22 protein-coding genes are annotated in these 19,136 nt (G+C 58.0%); 9 read left to right on the plus strand and 13 right to left on the minus strand.

The genetic code is table 11. The features are described 5' to 3' along the window. Positions 1-51: 51 nt before the first annotated feature. Positions 52-1,122: a glycosyltransferase family 9 protein gene (locus tag ACNY69_RS03515; protein WP_293769564.1), complete on the plus strand. Its 1,071-nt coding sequence runs from the start codon at positions 52-54 to the stop codon at positions 1,120-1,122. Here ACNY69_RS03515 and ACNY69_RS03520 read toward each other — a convergent pair. The 7 genes from ACNY69_RS03520 to ACNY69_RS03550 all read right to left on the minus strand — a co-directional run bounded on the left by ACNY69_RS03520 (position 1,053) and on the right by ACNY69_RS03550 (position 5,733). Beyond that, entirely contained in the window at positions 1,053-1,391 is a 339-nt protein-coding gene (locus tag ACNY69_RS03520; protein ID WP_418797317.1) for a DUF1493 family protein, read from the minus strand. The genes ACNY69_RS03515 and ACNY69_RS03520 overlap by 70 nt on opposite strands. Further along, positions 1,391-2,452: a glycosyltransferase family 9 protein gene (locus tag ACNY69_RS03525; protein ID WP_418797318.1), complete on the minus strand. Its 1,062-nt coding sequence runs from the start codon at positions 2,450-2,452 to the stop codon at positions 1,391-1,393. Before ACNY69_RS03525 ends, ACNY69_RS03520 begins: the two co-directional genes overlap by 1 nt. A gap of 358 nt (positions 2,453-2,810) precedes the next feature. Next, complete coding sequence (locus tag ACNY69_RS03530) at positions 2,811-2,981, minus strand: hypothetical protein (protein WP_167498249.1); 171 nt, start codon at positions 2,979-2,981, stop codon at positions 2,811-2,813. Between the two features lie 157 nt (positions 2,982-3,138). Next, entirely contained in the window at positions 3,139-3,387 is a 249-nt protein-coding gene (locus ACNY69_RS03535; RefSeq protein WP_111138696.1) for an ElaB/YgaM/YqjD family protein, read from the minus strand. Between the two features lie 363 nt (positions 3,388-3,750). Next, positions 3,751-4,761 carry a Ppx/GppA phosphatase family protein gene (locus ACNY69_RS03540; RefSeq protein WP_418797319.1) on the minus strand — a complete coding sequence of 337 codons (1,011 nt, stop codon included), beginning with the start codon at positions 4,759-4,761 and terminating at the stop codon, positions 3,751-3,753. Between the two features lie 23 nt (positions 4,762-4,784). Next, positions 4,785-5,342 (minus strand): hypothetical protein, encoded by a 558-nt coding sequence (locus tag ACNY69_RS03545; RefSeq protein ID WP_111138698.1) that lies wholly within the window; start codon positions 5,340-5,342, stop codon positions 4,785-4,787. Between the two features lie 61 nt (positions 5,343-5,403). Continuing rightward, entirely contained in the window at positions 5,404-5,733 is a 330-nt protein-coding gene (locus ACNY69_RS03550) for a hypothetical protein (protein WP_418797320.1), read from the minus strand. A gap of 213 nt (positions 5,734-5,946) precedes the next feature. On the opposite strand from ACNY69_RS03550, the gene ACNY69_RS03555 reads away from it, so the two are divergent. The 3 genes from ACNY69_RS03555 to ACNY69_RS03565 all read left to right on the plus strand — a co-directional run bounded on the left by ACNY69_RS03555 (position 5,947) and on the right by ACNY69_RS03565 (position 7,122). Next, positions 5,947-6,126: a hypothetical protein gene (locus tag ACNY69_RS03555; RefSeq protein WP_111138700.1), complete on the plus strand. Its 180-nt coding sequence runs from the start codon at positions 5,947-5,949 to the stop codon at positions 6,124-6,126. A 185-nt stretch (positions 6,127-6,311) separates the two neighbouring features. After that, entirely contained in the window at positions 6,312-6,695 is a 384-nt protein-coding gene (locus ACNY69_RS03560; protein WP_111138701.1) for a hypothetical protein, read from the plus strand. 13 nt (positions 6,696-6,708) lie between these two features. After that, positions 6,709-7,122, plus strand: a complete 414-nt coding sequence (locus ACNY69_RS03565; protein WP_367395392.1) for a GNAT family N-acetyltransferase — start codon at positions 6,709-6,711, stop codon at positions 7,120-7,122. Here the strand turns inward: ACNY69_RS03565 and ACNY69_RS03570 are convergent, their stop codons facing one another. Together ACNY69_RS03570 and ldcA are read right to left on the minus strand one after the other, a co-directional pair. Beyond that, positions 7,123-7,785: an MBL fold metallo-hydrolase gene (locus ACNY69_RS03570; RefSeq protein WP_293769584.1), complete on the minus strand. Its 663-nt coding sequence runs from the start codon at positions 7,783-7,785 to the stop codon at positions 7,123-7,125. Between the two features lie 22 nt (positions 7,786-7,807). Continuing rightward, entirely contained in the window at positions 7,808-8,731 is a 924-nt protein-coding gene (gene ldcA, locus ACNY69_RS03575; RefSeq protein ID WP_418797364.1) for a muramoyltetrapeptide carboxypeptidase, read from the minus strand. A 164-nt stretch (positions 8,732-8,895) separates the two neighbouring features. On the opposite strand from ldcA, the gene emtA reads away from it, so the two are divergent. Next, positions 8,896-9,525, plus strand: a complete 630-nt coding sequence (gene emtA, locus ACNY69_RS03580; protein WP_111138705.1) for a membrane-bound lytic murein transglycosylase EmtA — start codon at positions 8,896-8,898, stop codon at positions 9,523-9,525. Positions 9,526-9,535: 10 nt separating this feature from the next. Here emtA and ACNY69_RS03585 read toward each other — a convergent pair whose 3' ends face one another. After that, on the minus strand, positions 9,536-10,492 hold the full coding sequence (locus ACNY69_RS03585; RefSeq protein WP_111138706.1) for a sugar-binding transcriptional regulator: 957 nt from the start codon (positions 10,490-10,492) through the stop codon (positions 9,536-9,538). A 556-nt stretch (positions 10,493-11,048) separates the two neighbouring features. Between ACNY69_RS03585 and ACNY69_RS03590 the strand changes: the two genes are divergently transcribed. The 3 genes from ACNY69_RS03590 to ACNY69_RS03600 are packed head-to-tail and all read left to right on the plus strand — an operon-like array spanning position 11,049 to position 14,306. After that, positions 11,049-11,879 (plus strand): transketolase, encoded by an 831-nt coding sequence (locus ACNY69_RS03590; RefSeq protein ID WP_111138707.1) that lies wholly within the window; start codon positions 11,049-11,051, stop codon positions 11,877-11,879. Next, a complete protein-coding gene (locus tag ACNY69_RS03595; protein ID WP_111138708.1) occupies positions 11,872-12,816 on the plus strand; it encodes a transketolase family protein in 945 nt (314 codons plus the stop codon). Before ACNY69_RS03590 ends, ACNY69_RS03595 begins: the two co-directional genes overlap by 8 nt. A gap of 2 nt (positions 12,817-12,818) precedes the next feature. Then, complete coding sequence (locus ACNY69_RS03600; protein WP_418797321.1) at positions 12,819-14,306, plus strand: FGGY family carbohydrate kinase; 1,488 nt, start codon at positions 12,819-12,821, stop codon at positions 14,304-14,306. A 156-nt stretch (positions 14,307-14,462) separates the two neighbouring features. Here ACNY69_RS03600 and ACNY69_RS03605 read toward each other — a convergent pair whose 3' ends face one another. Both ACNY69_RS03605 and ACNY69_RS03610 read right to left on the minus strand, forming a co-directional pair. Further along, positions 14,463-15,593: a mechanosensitive ion channel family protein gene (locus ACNY69_RS03605; RefSeq protein WP_418797322.1), complete on the minus strand. Its 1,131-nt coding sequence runs from the start codon at positions 15,591-15,593 to the stop codon at positions 14,463-14,465. A gap of 95 nt (positions 15,594-15,688) precedes the next feature. Next, positions 15,689-16,423 (minus strand): flagellar brake protein, encoded by a 735-nt coding sequence (locus ACNY69_RS03610; protein WP_111138718.1) that lies wholly within the window; start codon positions 16,421-16,423, stop codon positions 15,689-15,691. A gap of 208 nt (positions 16,424-16,631) precedes the next feature. Here ACNY69_RS03610 and ACNY69_RS03615 point away from each other — a divergent pair, with 208 nt between their 5' ends. Beyond that, positions 16,632-16,880, plus strand: a complete 249-nt coding sequence (locus ACNY69_RS03615; protein ID WP_009090782.1) for a GlsB/YeaQ/YmgE family stress response membrane protein — start codon at positions 16,632-16,634, stop codon at positions 16,878-16,880. Between the two features lie 67 nt (positions 16,881-16,947). Here the strand turns inward: ACNY69_RS03615 and ACNY69_RS03620 are convergent, their stop codons facing one another. Continuing rightward, a complete protein-coding gene (locus ACNY69_RS03620) occupies positions 16,948-19,047 on the minus strand; it encodes a TonB-dependent siderophore receptor (protein WP_418797323.1) in 2,100 nt (699 codons plus the stop codon). Positions 19,048-19,136: the final 89 nt, after the last annotated feature.

Below are 19,136 nucleotides of genomic sequence, written 5' to 3' on the forward strand. Positions count from 1 at the left end.
CTCACCTTATTCAGCCGGAATGGCTTAGCCTGTGCGCAGAGGATGTCAGATATGCGGGTTTTAATTATTTGTCGGGATAACATTGGCGACACCTTACTGACCACGCCACTGATCAGTGCGCTGGCGCAGTCGGGTCAGTATCAGGTTGATGTGCTGACCAACCATTATGCCGCGCCCGTGTTAGCGCATAATCCCGATATCCGGCAGCTCTTCTGTTACACCAAACTGCATCATCGGGAGGCCGGGCAGGGGCGGCTCGCCTGTCTGCTGCAGCGGCTGACGCTGATACGAACTCTGAAAAAGCAGCGTTACGATGTGGTCATTCTGGCAAAAAGTCGCTGGGATCGGCATGGCCTGAAATGGGTGAAAATGGTGCGTCCCGGTCGGGTGATCGCGCTGGGCCAGCAACCGCACCCGCTGATTACCGATCTGTTACCGCCCGATCCGTCGCCTGCTCATATCAGTGAAATCCTGTTCCGCCTGGGCCGGCCGCTACAGCCGGACGCCACCACGCCTGGCCGGCTGACGCTGCGGCCTGATGCGGCCATCGCGGCCCGTCTGCGGGAGACCTATGATATCGATCCCGCCATCCCGATCTATGCGTTGCAGATCAGCGCCCGTAAGCCGAGTCAGCAGTGGGAAGTCACCCGCTTTGCCGGGCTGGCGGAGAAAATCGCCGCACGTCATCGCTGCCAGATTATGCTGCTCTGGTCACCCGGCAGCCGCGATAATCCGCGTCATCCCGGCGATGATGAGAAGGCGCGCGACATCATGGCGCGCTGTCCCCATCTTCCGGTCAAAGCGGTGCCGACCAGCAGTCTGTCGGAGCTGATTGCGGCAATGTCGTTGTGTCAGGGGCTGGTCAGCAGTGATGGCGGGGCAATGCATGTGGGCGCCGCGCTGGGATTACCGGTCGTTGCGCTGTTTGGTGACAGCGATCCGGCCTGCTGGCATCCGTGGCAGGTGGCGTATCAGGTGCTGCAACCCGCCTCGCGAGAGGTTAATGCGCTGACCAGTTGTGAGGTCTATGACGCATTCATCCACACCATTATTCAGGCGTCCGCGGCGGGCCAGACGCCCGAGCGGGCCGCTTCACACAGCAGGGCGACGGTCAGCGGATAGCCGGCTTTTGCGGCACCGGCTCTGAACCCGCGAGCCGGTGCGAAACGCCGCGCTTTATGCGCCGGAAAATAACGCGCTTCTTCATAGTGTTCTGAACTGACGCCAAAGGTGACAAAGAAGTCACTCATCAGAATCGCAAACTCCACCTCGTTCAGCGGGAGCTGCTGCAGATAGAATCCGGCCCGGTCAGCTCTGCGGAAGTGCCCCAGGGCGGTGGGCCGATTGTGATATTCGATCAGCGTGATGATGGCCAGAGAGAGTTCGCTCATTATCCCACCAGTTTCGCCACGGCCTGCCCGACCTCTTCGGGTTTGATTGCCGCCATCGGATGCTGCGATGCGATGTCAGCCGGACGATGAATAATGATGTGACGATCGCTGTCCTGGCAGGGGCCGGTGTAGCGTGGGTTGGCGGTGGCGAAGAGGCTGACGGTCGGCGTCTGTGCTGCCACCGCGATGTGCAGAGGCCCGGTATCGCCAGTGACCAGCAGATCCAGCGTGCGAATCAGGCCAATCAGCCCGCTCAGGTTGGTTTTTCCCGCCATCGGCGTGATGTTGCTGCGGCAGTGGGGAGGCAGGCCTTCGATAAATGTCCGCTCAAGGGGCTGCTCAGCGGCGGTTCCGGTCACGATAATCTCTGCATCGGGCCAGCGTGCAAGCAGTGCGGTGGCGAGCTGGCAGAAAGATTCCAGCGGCCAGCGGCGAATACCTTTAGAGGCCCCAAGCTGGAACCCGATGCGGCGATGACCCGGCGCGGCGGTGGCAGGAAGATCCAGTTCGGGCAGATGCATACGGGTCTGCCCGCTCTCTGCGCCCAGCGCCTCAATCAGTTTCAGCTTACGTTTAATCGTGTGGTCGTCGAAATAGCCGGAATAGTGATCGAGATATTTATTCAGCAGCGGCGACTCGCTGCCGTAATGGTCGCGCACGATTGCCTTACTGCCGCTGAGTACCGAACTCATAATATCGTAAGGAAAATGGGCGTGTAATATCACCGACAGATCGGGTTTATGACGACGCAATTTGAAAAACAGCGGCAGGTAGTTGGCAATTTTATTATCCCAGATATAAATCTTATCGAACCAGTTATAGCGGCTGACCAGATCCTTATTTTTCTCACTGGAAACCAGAACAAATTTGCTGGTGGGGAAACGATTTTTCAGGCTCCAGATAGCCGGCGTATTCATCAGGAAATCGCCCAGTGCAGTCGTGGAGTAGACCACCACCGTCTGCGGCGTCAGGGCCTGAAGACCCGGTGAGGGCTTTCTGCCGGACAAACGGGTATAGGCCGTTAACAGCCGATCGATCAGATAAATCTTTTTTTTCTTCACGCCTGAATTCTCTTCGCGGTGCCGTAACAGTAAACAAAAAGAGGTTGTGCGTGATTAGAGATTATTACGGCGATTTAAGTTCATTGCAGAAGACTATTTTTTTAGCTTCTAAAGGGATCGTTTAAAGTGTTCCCATAATTTAAGGGTTGTTTATTTCTGGTATATATACAGGATCGTGTAAAAAGAGTAAGGCGATTTCGAAAAGAACTTAGATAATTCTGACTTTTCAGGGGGAATTACCCTTTTTTAATTCCCGTCATAACTAATAGCAGGTTAATTATTAGTGAGAATATTTTAATCAGCAGACAGAAATATTATGGCGGTGATAAACCCCGGCAGGCCTGCCGGGGCAGGGGAATTACGATTGTGGCTGACCAACCGGGCCGGAACCCAGTGTGCCGCCAGGCGAAGACTGACCACTTGGCGCATGCGGACGGCCGTCGGCTTTAATCGCGTCACTTCGCTGCGAGCAGCCTGCAAGCGAGGCGAAGGTCGCTGCAACCAGCAGCAGGGCAGGAATCGTTTTCATAAGGTCACCTTGATGTTGTCAGAAAGAGCACAGAATGAACTTCACAACCGCTTTCCCCCGTCGCGGAACGCACCTCTTACAGAGATCGCTTCCCGGCAGGCGTGAAAGCCAAAAAAAACGGAAGCCGCAGCTCCCGTTCCGTTGACGTCAGGTCGTATTACTTGCGGCCCAGCAGGAAGCCGATGAACACGCCAACGCCAGCCGCAATGGCCAGACCGGCAGCAGGATTAGACTGAACCTGATCCTTGATGCACTCAGCCGCATCGCGTGCTGCATAGCTTGCCTGGTTGGTGTAACGGCGTGCTGCGCCTTTAACCTGATGCTCAGATGAACCGGTTGCTGCACCCCATTGTTCCTGAACTGCGCCAGCCGCTTCTTTTACTTTATCTTCGATTTTTCCTGACATTTATTGCTCCTTGGTTTTGAGTGAGACCTTAAAAGCGTAGCAAAGATAGTGAGTTCTGCTCTGACTGAGAGGATCATCAGCCTGAAAAATCATTTCTGACTGTGAATAACGACGCGTTTGCGGGCCACCCATTTCTGTCTGAACGGCGGATTCAGGCGGTACCGGGGCGCTGAAGGGGGAGAGAGTGAGGCAGTGATGATGGCGGAATCGGACCGGTGACGGACGAGGCTGACGAGTGGGGAACGGCGCGCAATGCCCCTTGCCCGCGCAGCAATAGCTGAACGGAACCGCCAGCGGCGCAGGGGGCGAACGGAACAGGTCACCTGCGCCCGCCGGATATGTCGCGCGGCGGGCGACAGAGCGTTACTGCAGCAGAACCCCCTGAATCAGACTGGCCTCAACAACGGTGACCTCATTGATCTTCAGCGCCTGCATATAACCTTCAACCAGCAGCAGATTGCTGACGTCAGTGGCCCGGTAGTCGCCCGAAAGTTCACTGTCGCCTTTCCAGACCTGCTGCTGCGACAGCTGCCTTAGCGCCGCCAGTGTATAGTGACGGGTTTTTCCCGGTAACTGGTTACGGATGGAGAAGCCATGAACGCCGCCGATGCCGATCACCCGCCGGCCCAGCAGATCCTGTCTGATCTGCGGACTGACATCATTCGCTGCATAAAACTCTACAAAGCGCAGCACCGAGGGGCGCCAGGAGCCGATTGGATTGGGCGACGGGGCAGCCGGTGTATTCTTCAGCACCGTCAGAATAAAATTTTTCAGCGTCACAGAGGCCAGTCTGCCCTGATAGATATCGGCAACGGGCTGGCCCGCCGCCTGACGCCATGCAGTCATCTGCATCGAGCCGCCGCCAATATCCCAGACCAGTAACTGCTCATCCCGGATACCGGGATCGCCCAGCGCCGCTTTAGCGGAGAGGAAACCGAGCTTTGCTTCCTGTTGCTGCGAGATGATGCTGATCGCCGCCCCGGTCTGGCGCTGCAGCTGCGCGATGACGGCTTCTCCGTTAGTGGCGTTACGGAATACGGCGGTAGCAACGCCGCTGATCCGATCGGGGTGAAAACGCTGTGCGCGGGCCAGAAGCGGGCGGATCGCCGTCACCCCATCCTGCACGATCGCCGGGCTGAGCTGATGATCAGGCGAATGGGCCAGGGCGTCGTTCCAGGCGACAGCGCGCTGATCCTGATAGAGCATTTTTTCGATACGTTGCTGGCAGACATTGACGCGTGCGACCGCGATTTTGGTGGTGCCGGAACCGATATCCAGAGCGGCGCGGACTTGCCGGCAGCCATCGGCTTCGGCAGCCGTGGCAAACAGCAGTGAGCAGAAGAGGATGACAGCAGACAGCGCAGCAGATCGCATAGCAACTCCAGGAGCAAAGAGACTCAGCGTGGCCGTGCTGCGATGCAGGCCGGATAGACGCTGACCAGAAAATGACGCAGATGATCGAAGCACCATTCGGCATCGTCAGCCTGCGGACAGTAGAACTGGATAGTGATCTTCTCATAGTCACGCTGACGCTGGCGCAGTGGTGACCAGCTCCAGTCCAGAACCGAACGGGCATAGTTAACCAGCGCGTCGGCGGGCATCTGATGCTGTTTCTCCTGTCCGGCCAGGTAGCGGTTAAACTCCGCCTCCAGCTGCAACGCCTCGTCGTGACCGTGTTGCGGCAAATCCGGCCGGAAGGCGACATCAATAAAGCCGCAGACCGCATCGGCCTGCTGCTGCCAGTCGCAGGCCAGCGTCATAAACAGCCCCTCCTGGAGGTTGATCTCCTCAACCAGTCGCCGGAGATTCACCGAACGGTTCAGCACCGCGATCTCCTCAAGACGGCCCGTTTCCAGCGTCAGATCAAAACCACAGGGATTTACAGAGCCATCCGCATTACGGGTGGCGGGGAAGGGGAAGTCAATATAACCGTTGTTATCGAGACGCTTTTCCATCGGGGAGACCTGCTGCTTGACGTTTCCTGACAATAAACGATCTGGCAGCAGGATTCATCCCTTATGGGCAGGTCCAGGTGATCTGGGTGTCCTGATAAGGATTGATCAGGCGGAACTGTTTGTCAGACAGACGCTGAGCATAATAGCCTTCGCGCGTAACGGCAGAGGGAACATATTTAAATCGATCCAGCGACTGCAGCGGGCCGCTCTCCACGCTGACGCTGTCGCGGCTGACGGTAAAGGCGTTGACCAGGTCAAAAATCACCGCGTCGGTCTGCCCCATCGGCTGACCATAAATCGTGGAAACCTCACCCGGACATTCCACCCCTTTCGGACCAGATGAACATCCAGTCAGCATCGCGATGAGGATTAATATGCTGAGTCGCATCATGATTTTCTACCTGCTTCAATCCCTGGGAGTCGGCTGGCGCAATAACACTCTCCTGCGCCCCTTATCGCTCAATTATAGCATTTTCCGTTGTGCTTCCTGTTTGTGATTTGTTTAATCGTTAAGCAGCAGGAATGTAAAGGGGTGACTTTGCCTGGTAATAAACGGTATTCTTAGCTTCTTTGCGCACCGCTTAGGCAAATCCAGGGATAAATGATGAAAGAAGAAGAAGCAAGTCTAATGATTATTCGCCAGGCGATTGATCAGTTAGAGGCTGACAAGAAGCAACAGGTGATGGCATGTTCTGCCGAGATTCGTGCAGCGATGCAGGCTTACGATGGCGAGAATGCCGGGCTGGCCCTGATGTTAGTGGCCGCCGAGGTGGCCGCTGAATAATCTTTATCCGGCCTGTGTGACAGCCTGTTACGCTGGCTGGCTATACTTTACCTTTTCTCAACTTTCAGCTTTTTCGCAGGCTGAGTCCAGCTTTATCTGGTCTTAATGATCGCTGCCCCGCCGCTCGCCCTTGTTTTCTGATGTGTTAAGCTAAAAATTCTCAGTAAAATCAGCGGAGACACAGCATGAAGGCAGCATTCATTGCCCTGGGCCTGCTGGCCTGTCACATCGCCCCCGCCCGGAGCGAAACCGAATTTCAGCTTAACTGCCCTGGCCGGGCGACCATGATCGTTTCACGCGCCGAATATGGCTTAACCACGCTGATGTGGCCGGACAACCATTTCCAGATTGCCGCCGGTCAGCAGCGCACAAAGCTGGAGGCGGGCGACCCGGTCGCGATTACCCGTTTTCGCAATGGTGACCAGTTGATTGTGAATCAGCGCAGTAAGGAGATCTTCTTCGTCTATCGCGACAGCGATAAACTTCTGCCCTGCAGCCGCAGCGAAAAACGTGATGTGGATGCGCTGAGCCTGGAGCGTTACGACGACCGTCAGCGTTCCGATTCTTAACCGGGAGCCTGTTATGCAACCTGAGATTACCGATAATGTCACCACGCAGGATCTGGATGAGGTCAGGCTGGGCCTCAAGGCGCATAACAGCCACTTCTTCGACGTTGATGAAATCCGCGCGATCGGCGTCTTTATCCGGGACGAGCAGGGCCGGAAGCTGGCCGGGCTGACCGGTTCCACCACCGGTAGCTGGCTGCGGATTGATATGCTCTGGGTCAGTGAAACGTTACGCGGTCAGGGGGTAGGCAGTCAGCTGATGCAGGCGGCGGAGCAGGAGGCGCAGCGGCGGGGATGCCGCTATGCGCAGGTGGATACCGCCAGTTTTCAGGCGCGCCCTTTTTATGAAAAGCTCGGCTACACCCTGCGGCTCACGCTGGGAAACTATATCCTGCATCATCAGCGTCACTATCTGACCAAAGAGCTGTGATCAGAACAGCGGCTGCTGGCGCAGATCCAGTGGATGCTGCTCGGCTTCATCGATCGCCGCCAGCCAGCTCTGCAGCGTGACCGTTTTCCAGGAGAGATGCCCGCGCGTGGTGCTCATCAGCACGACGTCAGGGCGCAGCGAGCGGTAGAACTCCAGCGTCTGACTCAGTTCAGCCGGATTGCTGTCCGGCACCAGTACGGTGATCCACTGATCATGTGAGCGCGTCACCGTATCGCCTGCAAACAGATAGGTCATGCCCAGCGGCGACGTATAGAGATAGCTGGCGCTGCCCGGCGTATGGCCGGGTGTCGGCAGCAGATGAAAATCCCCGAAGTGTGTCTCCGGCTGGGTGAAGGTGTCGTCCGGCTCTGCAAAACGGCTGATCGGGCCCAGCGACCGGCTGTGGCAGTAAAGCGCGCTGCTGAAGCGCTGCTGGATCACGGCTGTCCCCGGTGCCGACTCGTGCCAGTGGGTCAGATAGTGACGGATCACGCCGCCGCTATCGGCCAGCACCTCATGGTCGAGCAGGTTTTCGACCCGGCCAATCAGCAGGTTGCCGCGTGGGTGACGCAGCATAAAACCGTGCATCATCAGGTCGTTAACGGCATCTTCCACCGGAAACTCCGGGGTTGAGATCCACAAATCGTCATACAACGGCTTCAATGTCGATCTCCTGAAACGTACGCTATTCCCGCAGCACGGGATGCCCGGTAACCTGTAATTGCGCCCGCCCCTGACGGACGGCTAACTGCGCGCGTGCGCCCAGCGGCAGCGTCACGGTATCCGTGTCATGACCGAAATCCAGATTGGAGATGACCGGCAGACCAGTGGTGTCACGCAGCCGCTGCCAGACAGTGCTGAAGTCAAAGCCATTATCATAGTCTGACAGCGCCGTGCTGGTAAAACTGCCGGTGACGATCGCCCGCTGACGCGCCAGAATGCCGCTCTGCTCAAGCTGGATCAGCATACGTTCAATGCGGAACGGATGCTCATTCACATCTTCGATCACCAGAATGCCATTATCGAACTGCGGCATCCAGGGGGTGCCGATCAGGGAGCAGATCATCGCCAGATTGCCGCCCCACAGCGTGCCCTGCCATTCACCTTCATCCGGCGTTTCGCTTTGCCATTTCACCTCAAATGTCGGGGATGTCAATGCCTGCCAGAAGTGATGAAGAGTAAATTCGGATAAGGTCGCGGCACCGAAATTACCGGCCAGCATCGGGGCGCTGAAGGTGATCAGGCCCACCTGCGCCAGCAGCGCCAGCTGAACCGCGGTGAAGTCGCTGTGACCGCACAGCGCCAGCGGCTGATTCAGCAGACGGCGTTGCAGACCCGTGTAGTCAATCGAGGCCAGCAGCCGGCTGGCGCCATAACCCCCGCGCACGGCCAGCACCACGTCGGGCAGCCTCGCGAGGCTGACAAGCTGGTTAATATCTGCCAGTCTCTCCGCATCCGTACCGGCAAAGCGCTGAAAGCGGCGGGTAATCACCTGCTCGTTCTCAACCTGATGGCCGGCCGCGCGCAGTCGCGCGATGCCCTGCAGCGCCGCAGGCTGATTGTGGCAGTAACCGGAGGGGGAGATCAGACGGATTGAACGTGAAATCATCATACTTTCCTGCTGTTAGCACCTGATTTATCGCGATGATGACGAAAAGCGCCGCTGAAGTCACGGTACGCGCCGGATTTTACTGCATTTAGGATAAACGGTAATTTTGCTCACGCCCTGTCTGGGTATGATAGCATTCGCCACCACAGCGAAGAGACGAAAAATTGCTGAAAATCCGACACCTTATACTCTCAGCGTTACTCCTGACAGGCTGTTCCAGCGAGCCTCCGCATCAGATTGTTAAGCAGCGCAATACGCCGTTAACTCAGGCACCGCCGTCCAGCGTTAACGGAACCTGGGCCATGTTTACCGAAGATGCCGCCAGTCATTATGGCGTTGATGAAAAGTTGATCAGCGCCATTATCAGTGTCGAATCAGGTGGAAATCCGGGCGTTGTCAGCCGCTCCAACGCGGTAGGGCTGATGCAGATCAAAGCCTCCACCGCCGGGCGCGAGGTCTATCGCACGCTGGGCCGTCGCGGTCAGCCCTCCAATGCCGAGCTGCGCGATCCGGCAAAAAATATCGATATCGGCACCGCCTATATCCGTATCCTGCAGGACTCTGCGCTGTCGGGCATCCGCGATCCCCTGACGCTGCGCTACGCCACCATCGTCTCCTACGCCAATGGGGCCGGTGCGCTGCTGCGAACCTTTTCCCGCGATCGCGATCGGGCGATTGCGATGATCAATGCCATGTCCCCCGATGAGTTCTATCAGCATGTGCAGAACAAGCATCCGGCGGCGCAGGCACCGCGCTATCTGTGGAAAGTCACGACGGCGTACCGCACCATCTGAGCGGTCACAATCAGACCTGCGGCGTGAGCAGCAGTCGCGCCGTAGGATAGTCGACGATCAGCACGTTGATGTAACCGCCCAGCAGCGCCCCGCGGATGGCCTGGGCTTTTTCCCGTCCGCCCGCCAGCCCGACAACCTGTGGACAGCGTTTCACCTGCGCCAGCTCCATCCCGATCACCGGATCCTCTTCATCTTTCAGCACCGGCTGCCCGCAGGCGTCGAAATAGTGCAGGCAGATATCGCCCACCGCGCCGCGCGCCGCCAGCGTCTGCAACATTTCGCCGTCATAATAGTTGCCTGAATTTCGCAGCAGGGCCGAGGGCTCCAGATCGCCAATGCCGACAATTGCCAGATCGACCTGATCAAACTTACTCAGCACCTCAGCCACCTCTGCATTGGCCGACAGCCGCTGGCGATCGCTGACTGAATGCTCGATTGACTGCGACGGCAGCAGCCAGGCGGGGCAGTTGAGCAGCGCCGCCAGATTCTGCGTCAGGATCGTCGCCTGGACGTTGCCGTTTGCGCCAACGCCGCCCAGCAGCTGGATCACCCCTTTGCAGGCGCTGTTCAGCGGGTGCAGCGCATCCACCATCGCCCGGATTGTGCCGCTCCACGAGGAGATGCCAATCAGCTCGTCGTTGCGCAGCCGGGTTTCCAGATAGTGGGCGGCAGCCGACCCAATCGCCTGCTTGATCTGCAGGGAAGAGGCCTGATCCGGCACATCCACCACAATCGCCTGTGGCAGGTTGTAGGTCTGCTCAATCGCTTTTTCCAGCTCCGGGTAGACATTGGCCGGGGGCATCACGCTGATCTTGACCACCCCCTCTTTCACGCTGCGATTAAGCGTGCGTGAGACAAACGACTGCGAAAGGGTGAGCGACTGGGCAATCTCCGACTGCTTTAACCCTTCGACATAGTAAAGGGTGGCAATTTTTACCATCAGTCGCTGTTCGTCCTGTTTTGCCATCGGTTTTTCCCTCTATGACTCTGCCCGGTATTGTTAACCAGGATGATCAAAATCACAACGCAGGCTAATTTGTGATCGTTTTCGCTTTTTGACGATCGCGCATTGGACGCCGCCGCTGCGCAGGCGCATAGTCATTATGCATATAAAATCATAAATGAATATATATTCAAGCGAAGAAAATCAGCCCTTCGCTGCCTTAACTGCGCTGGCTGGGGCAACGGCCTGCTTAACCGCAACGATGCTGATGGCAGAGCAGGTTTCGCTGACGATAACCCGCTATTGGGTGTAACGGCATCTGGCAGAGGGGCATGACGGAATCGACACGATGACCGATCCTGCGGGATGCTGCAGGAGGCGATGGCAGTGAAATGAAAGCATTCAATGAGGAGGCAACAGCGGCAACATGCTGAGCGGAGCAGGTGGCAGAAGGCTCCGCAGCAGACCCGCCTGAAGACGAAGAGAAGAGGTAAGGTCACCAGGCCTGTTTTTCGCGACGGATTTTTTTTAACCATGCTGAATATATATTCACATCCGACTTAAAATTCAGAGGTAGTGTATGAATCCTTTCAATCTCCCGGTCGCGGAACTTGAGCGCCGGGCACGCGCCATCCGCCGCCGTATCATCCAGCTGAATGCGGGCAGCCCGGCGGGCGGCCATACCGGTGCCGATCTCTCTCAGGTTGAGATCCTCACCGCACTCTATTTCCGTATCCTGAACTGTGCAGCGGACCGTACCGATGATGACCAGCGCGATATCTACATCCAGTCAAAAGGGCATGCGGTTGGCGGCTATTACTGCGTACTGGCTGAAGCCGGTTACTTTCCCGCCGACTGGCTGGCCACTTATCAGCACGCCGACTCGGCTCTGCCAGGCCATCCCGTCCGGCAGAAAACGCCCGGCGTTGAACTGAACACCGGCGCGCTGGGACACGGCCTGCCAGTGGCGGTAGGCATCGCGATTGCGGCAAAAAAAGATAACAGTTCCCGTCGCATCTTTGTCGTCACCGGCGACGGTGAGCTGGCTGAGGGCAGCAACTGGGAAGCGGCGCTGGTGGCTGCCCATTACGGCCTCGACAACCTGATTATCATCAACGACAAAAACAAGCTGCAGCTGGCCGGGGCCACCCGCGACATCATGAATACCGACCCGCTGCCGGAAAAATGGCGCGCCTTCGGTCTGGACGTAACGGAGTGCAACGGCAACAACATGGCCGATGTGGTCAGTACCCTTGAAAACCTGCCGCAGAACGGTAAACCCCAGGTGATCGTCGCGCACACCGAAAAGGGATTTGGCATCTCCTTTATCCAGAGTAAAGCCGAATGGCATCACCGGGTGCCGAAAGGCGAAGAGATTGCACTGGCACTGGAGGAACTGAAAGATGAGTAATGCACAGCATTTAGCCAGCGTCATGGTTACCGCATTTATCGACGCCGTAAATCGGGGCGTGGATCTGGTGCCCGTGGTGGCGGACTCCACCTCAACCGCTAAAATCGCGCCCTTTATCAAAGCCTTTCCCGACCGGCTGGTTAACGTCGGCATCGCCGAGCAGACGCTGGTCGGCACCGCGGCGGGTCTGGCATTGGGCGGTAAGGTTGCGGTGACCTGTAACGCCGCGCCTTTTCTGGTTTCACGCGCCAATGAGCAGGTGAAAGTGGATGTCTGCTACAACAACACCAACGTCAAGCTGTTCGGGCTTAATGCCGGTGCCAGCTATGGCCCGCTGGCCAGTACTCACCACAGCCTTGATGATATCGCGGTAATGCGCGGCTTTGGCAACATTGAAATCTATGCGCCCTCCTGCCCGCTGGAGTGTCGTCAGATTATCGATTACGCCCTGGATCACGTTGGCCCGGTCTATATCCGTCTGGATGGGAAAGATCTGCCGCAGCTGCATGATGAAAACTACCGCTTCAGGCCGGGTGCCATCGACGAACTGCGCGAAGGTCGCGATATTGCGCTGGTGGCAATGGGCTCGACGGTTCACGAGGTGGTTCACGCCGCAGAGCAACTGGCTGAACAGGGGATTTCAGCGGGTGTGATCGCGGTTCCATCCATCCGACCCTGCGATACCCAACAGTTACGCAACCTGTTAAATCACTATCCAGCGGTGATCACCGTGGAAGAGCATAACGTCAATGGCGGCGTCGGCAGCCTGGTGGCCGAAGTGCTGGCAGAGGGCGGCTGCGGCATCCGGCTGTTACGGCTGGGCATCGCGGATGGCGAGTATGCAATTGCCGGCGATCGCGCCTCTACCCGCGCCCGTCATGGCATTGATGCCAGCAGCGTGGTGAATCATGCAGCGCGCATCTGCGCAGGAGAATAATCATGGCGGGACCTCTGATTCTGGCGATAGACGAAGGCACCACCAACGCCAAGGCGATTGCGGTTGATCGCGAGGGGCGTGTGGTGGCGCGGGGCAGCCAGAGTTTAACCCTGCAACATCCGCAGCCGGGGCTGGCTGAGCAGGATCCGCTGGCGATCTGGCAGGCGGTCAGGGAGGCGATGACCCAATGCCTGGCGGCCTGTGGCGGCGCGCCGGTGGGCGCGGTGGCGATCAGCAATCAGCGCGAATCGGTCCTGATCTGGCAGCGGCGCGATGGCCAGCCGCTGACGCCGCTGGTGAGCTGGCAGGATCGGCGCTCTGAGGCACGCTGTCGTGAGCTGCGTCAGGCCGGTAAAGCGCCGCGTATCACCGGTCTGACCGGGCTGGCGGTGGATCCGATGTTTCCGGCGGCCAAGCTGGGCGACATGCTGGCCGCCATCCCAGATGGTCCGGCGCGGGCGGCAGCCGGTGAACTCTGCATCGGCACGGTTGACTGCTGGCTGTGCTGGCAACTCAGCGCAGGCGAGGTTTTCGTCACCGATCACGCCAACGCCTCACGCACCCAGCTCTACAGCCTGCACCTGAACGACTGGGATGACGAACTGCTGGCGCTGTTTCATCTGCCGCGTGCTGCGCTGCCGCGTATTGTCGCGTCCGCCAGCGAACAGGGCGCAGTAGCGTTAACGGATATTCCGGGTCTGGCACCGGGAACACCGATACTGGCACGCATCGGCGACTCCCATGCCGCACTGCAGGCGCAGCGGCGGGGAGAGGCTGAAGTGGTCAAGGCCACTTACGGCACCGGATCCTCACTGATGATGTCGATGGCGACGCCGCTGCTGACGGAAAACGGCCTCAGCACTACGGTAGCCTGGCATGACGGCACGCTGCGCTACGCCTTCGAAGGCAACATCACCCATACCGGTTCCGGCGCGGCCTGGCTGGGCAGGCTGCTGGGCGTGCAGGACCCGCGTGAACTGACCGCGATGGCGCAACGCTGTGACGACAATCAGGGCATCTACTTTGTGCCGGCGCTGTCCGGGCTGGGCGCGCCCTGGTGGGATTTACAGGCGCGCGGTATGGTGTGCGGTCTGACAGATGCCGCCACACCAGCGGTGCTGGCGCGGGTGGCGCTGGAGTCCATCGTCTGGCAAATCGCCGACGTCTTTTTCGCTATGGAGCAGGCCAGCGGCCAGCATCTTCCTGCGCTCTGCGTGGATGGCAGCGCCACCGAAAATCAGTGGCTGATGCAGCTGCAGGCCGACGTGTTGCAGCGGCCGCTGCAGCGGGTGCCGACCGCCGAGGTTTCTGCGCTGGGGGCGGCGCTGCTGGCCGGTAAAGTGCTGGGGTGGTGGCAGCAGGGCAGTGATATGCAGGCGCTGCAGGGCGGCAATGTGATTATGCCGCGTGAGGCGTATGCGCAGCCGATGCAGGAGGCGTATAAGGGCTGGATCGACGCCGTTGCGCGCTGTCGTTATCAGCCGCATTGATCTCCATCCCGCCGGACGGTGGCAACATGCCCTCAGCCCCGGCAGCAGTGCGGGCAACCGTGGCGCTCCCGGGGGCCAGCGAGACGGCAGAGGTTCCGCCGGTGCGGGCACGCGGGGTGCCGCACCGTTCATGGCCTGCGTTGCCGCAGAGGGGGATCAGCGCGCCATTCTGCGCACGTCGCCCTCATCATTCTCCACCGCCACCAGATCCACCGGTGGCAGATTACCGCCGCTGAACTCCACCTGGCGAATCGGGAAGGCGAAGCGAATATCGCGTTCTTCCAGGGCTGCCATCAGCTGCAGGTTAATCTCCTGCTGTATATCCATATATTTGTTGTAATCGGCATCCAGCACGTAGTAGACCACTTCAAAGGTCAGCTTCGAGTCCTCGAAAGCCAGGAAGTGGGCGCGGTCAAAACGGGTAGTGTCCACGCCCTGAATAATCGATTTCACCAGCGGGCTGATCTCACGCACCCGCTCAGAAGGCGTCGCGTAGCTGATGCCAAACTTAAAGACGATGCGGCGCTGCTGCATACGCTTGTAGTTGTGGATCGTCTGCTGCAAAAGGATAGTGTTTGAGCAGACGATCTGTTCACCACTCAGGCTGCGCAGTCGGGTCGTTTTCAGCCCGATATGCTCAATCGACCCGGCAATGTCACCGAATACAATAAAGTCGCCATGCTCAAACGGCTTATCAAAGCCTATCGCCAGTGAGGCAAAGACATCGCTCAGCACGGTCTGAATCGCCAGCGCAATCGCGATACCGCCCACGCCCAGACTGGCGACCAGCGCGGTAATGTCGATACCCATATTCGACAGAATGGCGAGCAGCATCATGACCCAGACCACCACCCGCAGCAGGATCCCCAGGATCACTGTAGTGACCGGGTTACGCACATGCAGCGGATCGCGCAGCAGGCTCTTCAGCCAGAGCCGGATGCCGCCGTCAATCCATAACGCAAGCTGCACGATCAGCGCCAGGAACCAGCCATGCGAGATGGTTACGCTCCAGGAGGCGGGCAGATCGACGAACTTCAGGGCGATGAGCAGTGAAAAAATCAGCAGCAGGGTCTGGCTGGTGCTGCGCAGTATCTCCACCAGAATCGCAGTGGCGCGGACGTGACGATGTTCGCTGTAGAGAGCAATCCGGTTGGAGATAAAGCGAATCAGGGTACGCAGTACCCAGTAGATCACCAGGGTCGACACCACCACAATGGCGCTGTTAATCCAGAGGTCCTGATTGAAAAAGAGGGAGTGAAAACGACGTGATGCGAGCCAGTTTTCCATTGGGGAGAATCTCCTTGCTGGGTTCCGGTTTAAAAGAAACGAGCAAGAAGCATAGCCTGGATGCGCGCCGTTCGCGGGGCGCATCCCTGAAACGGTTACTGAAAACGGGTCGATTTATCGCGAGCCAGTCGCTCAAGCGCAAAGATAATCTGCTGTAGCTGCCGCTCCTGCGCGGGATTCAGCGTGTCAAAGCGGAAGCTCAGCCGGGGCGTGGTGCGGGTTTCATTTTTGCGGGTCACAACGCTGCGTTCGCCAATGTGCAGCAGCCTGACCGGCACTTCAAAATGGCCATACTCGCCCAGTTCAACCCGGAACTGGCTGAAGCTGTCGCCGTTCTGCAACGTTTCCGGCAGCGCCTCATCCACCAGCACGCCGATGCCGCCCAGCGACAGATCCTGCAATCGCAGCCGCGTTTTTGTGCCATCCGGCCAGACGGTATGGCACCAGAACTGCGGTTCAAGCGGGGCGGTCACGCGGAAAAATTCCCGGCGCTGAATCTGCCAGAGCAGCTCAGGCAGCGGCGCGCTGAAAGCGGGCAGGCCCTCGAACTCCACCTTTTGCAGCGCGGCAAGGCTGAACTCCACCTTCGCACCACAGGTTTCGGCGACGATGCTGAGATCTTCGCTGTGAAGAGCGTAATCGTTATCCAGATTGTTACTGCCGAGATCAAATACCAGGCGCGTTTCATCGGCCGCCAGCATCCGGCTGATGATCTGCCCTCGCGGAAAACTGACCAGAAGTGGCGTCTGCGCCCGAAGCAGATCTTTCATCACGCCCAGAACCGCCAGCGTGCCACGTTTGAGATATTGTTCCTGGTCGGTTTCTTTCACATCCTGCTCCACAAGAGGGTCACTGTTCTGCGCTGTTTTTCTGCCTCGTCACGGTTATCGGCGCAGGTAAAAAAAGCTTTAGCCAGGGCAGCCTGAAAAAAGGTGTGCAGAGACAGGCATATCCTGAAAAGCTGTCTATACTTATCGCAGTAAACCGCTTGATTAATCAGGCGTTCACGATTTAATCATAAAAAGGAAGGAGCAACAGATGGGTATTATTTCCTGGATCGTCTTTGGCTTAATCGCGGGTATTCTGGCGAAGTGGATTATGCCGGGTAAAGACGGTGGCGGTTTCATTCTGACGGTCGTTCTGGGTATCATCGGTGCCGTAGTGGGTGGCTGGATCAGTACACTGTTTGGCTTCGGCCGCGTTGACGGGTTTAACTTCGGCAGCTTTGTCGTGGCTGTGATCGGTGCCATCGTGGTGCTGTTTATCTACCGCAAAGTACGCAGTTAACCGGTACAGTTTCAATAAAAAAGGGGACGAAGCGATTCGTCCCCTTTTTTTATCTGTTACATGCTCATCAGAAGTCGTAACCCACGGTCGCCATCACGCTGCGTTCCGCACCCCGGTAGCAGTAGCCCGTGCCGTAGCAGCCCGCCACGTAGTTGCGGTCGGTCAGGTTATTGGCATTCACCTGCAGCCAGGCACCTTTCAGGCTGTTGTTCCAGACGCCCAGATCGGCCTTCACGGAGGCATCGAACAGCGTGACAGAAGGAACACGGGTGGTATTTTCGTTGTCCGCCCACTGTTTGCCGATGTAGCGCACACCCGCGCCGGCACTCAGGCCGTAATCAAACTGATAGTGACCCCAGAGCGCCGCCATGCTGTTGGGTGTTACGTAAGGCGTGTGACCGTCGTTGCCATCCACCGAATCTTTGTAGCGAAGATGATTCAGCGTGTAGCTCGCAACGGTGCTGAGGCGCGGCGTCAGCTGATTGTGCGCTTCCAGTTCAATCCCCTGCGAATGGACTTTGCCCGATGGCGAGTAGGTCGCCGTCTGCACATTCCGGTTTGCCACATCTTTCTGCGTCAGATCATAAACCGCTATGCTGTAGAGATCGCGGCTGCCCACCGGCTGATATTTCACCCCGGCTTCATACTGCTCAGCGGTGGTCGGCTTCAGCAGGTTATTGTTGGGATCGGTGAGGGCGGTCGGCGTGATCGACTGGCTCCAGCTGACATAAGGCGAAATGCCGTTGTCGAAGGCGTAGAGCAGTGCGGCGCGGCCGCTGACGTGATCATCCTGACGACGGGCGCTGCCGCTGTTGTTCGCCACGATACGGTCATAGCGGCCGGAGAGATCCAGATGCCAGCGATCCAGCTTCATCTCATCCTGCAGGTAGAGCCCGGTCTGATAGTAGCGACGGGTTTTACTGGTCCAGAGGTAGTCAGGCATCTCGCCCACCTGCTCGCCGGTCAGGGCATTCAGCTGCGAGGCTGAGCCGCTGGCGGCCATAATATCATTCTTATAACGGTGGTACTCGCCACCGAGGGAGACGCGATGCTCCAGCTCACCGGTGCTGAACTCTGCCGTCAGGCGGTTATCGGTAGACCAGGCGGCCAGCGAGGATCGTTCGCCGGAGTAGTAGCGGTTCAGCAGGTCGGGATTAGTGCGATCCCAGCCAATCTGATAGACCTGATCGAGATCGACATTCGAGTGGCTGTAGCTGCCGGTCGAGGCGAATGACCAGACGTCGTTGAAGCGGTGACCAAAATCGAAACTGTAGATCTGTTCGCGACGTTTAAACTGGTCGAGGTCGCTGTTGCCTTCATAAAAGTCGTTGTTGAGCTTGTAGCCGTTGTGTTCGTTGAGGCTGCCGTCGCCGGGAACGGAACCGTGATAGCCACCAGAGGGATCCTTCTGCAGGTAGGCTTTCAGGATCAGGTGGGTATCCTCATCCGGCTGCCACATCAGCTGCGGCATCAGCGCATATTTCTCTTCGCGCGTATGCGCGTACTGGGTATCGCCGTTGCGCGTAATACCGGTCAGCCGGAAGGCCCACTGATCGTTAATGGCGTTGGTGTAGTCAAACATCGTGCCGGTGGTGGCATTACTGCCGGCCTGCAGCTGGATGTGACCCTCTTCGCTGAACTGAGGACGTTTGGTCACCATATTGACCAGCCCGCCCGGCACGGTCTGCCCATAGAGTGCAGAAGAGGGACCTTTGATCACGTCGACACGCTCCAGGAAGGCGTTATCAACCTGCAGAACGTTGAAACTGCCGCCGTCGCTCATCAGCCGCATGCCATCAAGGAAGGTGTTATCGACATCGCCGCCGTGGAAACCGCGCAGTGCGATGGTGTCATAACGGGTGGCGGCACCGCCGAAATTGGTGAAGACCCCCGAACTGTAACCCAGCGCCTGATTCAGGGTCAGCGCGCCCTGATCCTGCATCTGCTGGCGGGTCACCACCGAGATGGACTGCGGCGTAGTGATCAGCGAACGGTCGTTTTTGGTGGCGCCCTCGCTGGTGGTCGCCAGATAACCCCGGGTAGGGGAGGCGGAATCTTCCAGCGGTTGCGCGGTCACCACCATATCGGCAGCAAAACTCAGAGCGGGCGTGGTCAGCGCCAGAGTGCAGAGGGGAACATAACCTTTCAGCGGCAATGACAGTTTCATCAACATTCCTTTCTTAGCAAAGCGGTCAGGCAGGTGGATAATATTCTTGATAGGCAATCTCATTATCATAATGAGAATTATTACCTTTT

The organism is Pantoea graminicola (assembly GCF_048452665.1).
Taxonomy (GTDB): Bacteria; Pseudomonadota; Gammaproteobacteria; order Enterobacterales; family Enterobacteriaceae; genus Pantoea.

Bases quoted from the DNA above. Each gene is read 5' to 3' on its own strand.
- ACNY69_RS03555 (WP_111138700.1), top strand. From the start codon at position 5,947: ATGAAAGAAGAAGAAGCAAGTCTAATGATTATTCGCCAGGCGATTGAT.
- ACNY69_RS03540 (WP_418797319.1), bottom strand. From the start codon at position 4,761: ATGCGATCTGCTGCGCTGTCTGCTGTCATCCTCTTCTGCTCACTGCTG.
- ACNY69_RS03560 (WP_111138701.1), top strand. From the start codon at position 6,312: ATGAAGGCAGCATTCATTGCCCTGGGCCTGCTGGCCTGTCACATCGCC.
- ACNY69_RS03530 (WP_167498249.1), bottom strand. From the start codon at position 2,981: ATGAAAACGATTCCTGCCCTGCTGCTGGTTGCAGCGACCTTCGCCTCG.
- ACNY69_RS03550 (WP_418797320.1), bottom strand. From the start codon at position 5,733: ATGATGCGACTCAGCATATTAATCCTCATCGCGATGCTGACTGGATGT.
- ACNY69_RS03590 (WP_111138707.1), top strand. From the start codon at position 11,049: ATGAATCCTTTCAATCTCCCGGTCGCGGAACTTGAGCGCCGGGCACGC.
- ACNY69_RS03615 (WP_009090782.1), top strand. From the start codon at position 16,632: ATGGGTATTATTTCCTGGATCGTCTTTGGCTTAATCGCGGGTATTCTG.
- ACNY69_RS03520 (WP_418797317.1), bottom strand. From the start codon at position 1,391: ATGAGCGAACTCTCTCTGGCCATCATCACGCTGATCGAATATCACAAT.
- ACNY69_RS03585 (WP_111138706.1), bottom strand. From the start codon at position 10,492: ATGGCAAAACAGGACGAACAGCGACTGATGGTAAAAATTGCCACCCTT.
- ldcA (WP_418797364.1), bottom strand. From the start codon at position 8,731: ATGATTTCACGTTCAATCCGTCTGATCTCCCCCTCCGGTTACTGCCAC.
- ACNY69_RS03515 (WP_293769564.1), top strand. From the start codon at position 52: ATGCGGGTTTTAATTATTTGTCGGGATAACATTGGCGACACCTTACTG.
- ACNY69_RS03565 (WP_367395392.1), top strand. From the start codon at position 6,709: ATGCAACCTGAGATTACCGATAATGTCACCACGCAGGATCTGGATGAG.
- ACNY69_RS03620 (WP_418797323.1), bottom strand. From the start codon at position 19,047: ATGAAACTGTCATTGCCGCTGAAAGGTTATGTTCCCCTCTGCACTCTG.
- ACNY69_RS03535 (WP_111138696.1), bottom strand. From the start codon at position 3,387: ATGTCAGGAAAAATCGAAGATAAAGTAAAAGAAGCGGCTGGCGCAGTT.
- ACNY69_RS03600 (WP_418797321.1), top strand. From the start codon at position 12,819: ATGGCGGGACCTCTGATTCTGGCGATAGACGAAGGCACCACCAACGCC.
- ACNY69_RS03595 (WP_111138708.1), top strand. From the start codon at position 11,872: ATGAGTAATGCACAGCATTTAGCCAGCGTCATGGTTACCGCATTTATC.
- ACNY69_RS03605 (WP_418797322.1), bottom strand. From the start codon at position 15,593: ATGGAAAACTGGCTCGCATCACGTCGTTTTCACTCCCTCTTTTTCAAT.
- ACNY69_RS03545 (WP_111138698.1), bottom strand. From the start codon at position 5,342: ATGGAAAAGCGTCTCGATAACAACGGTTATATTGACTTCCCCTTCCCC.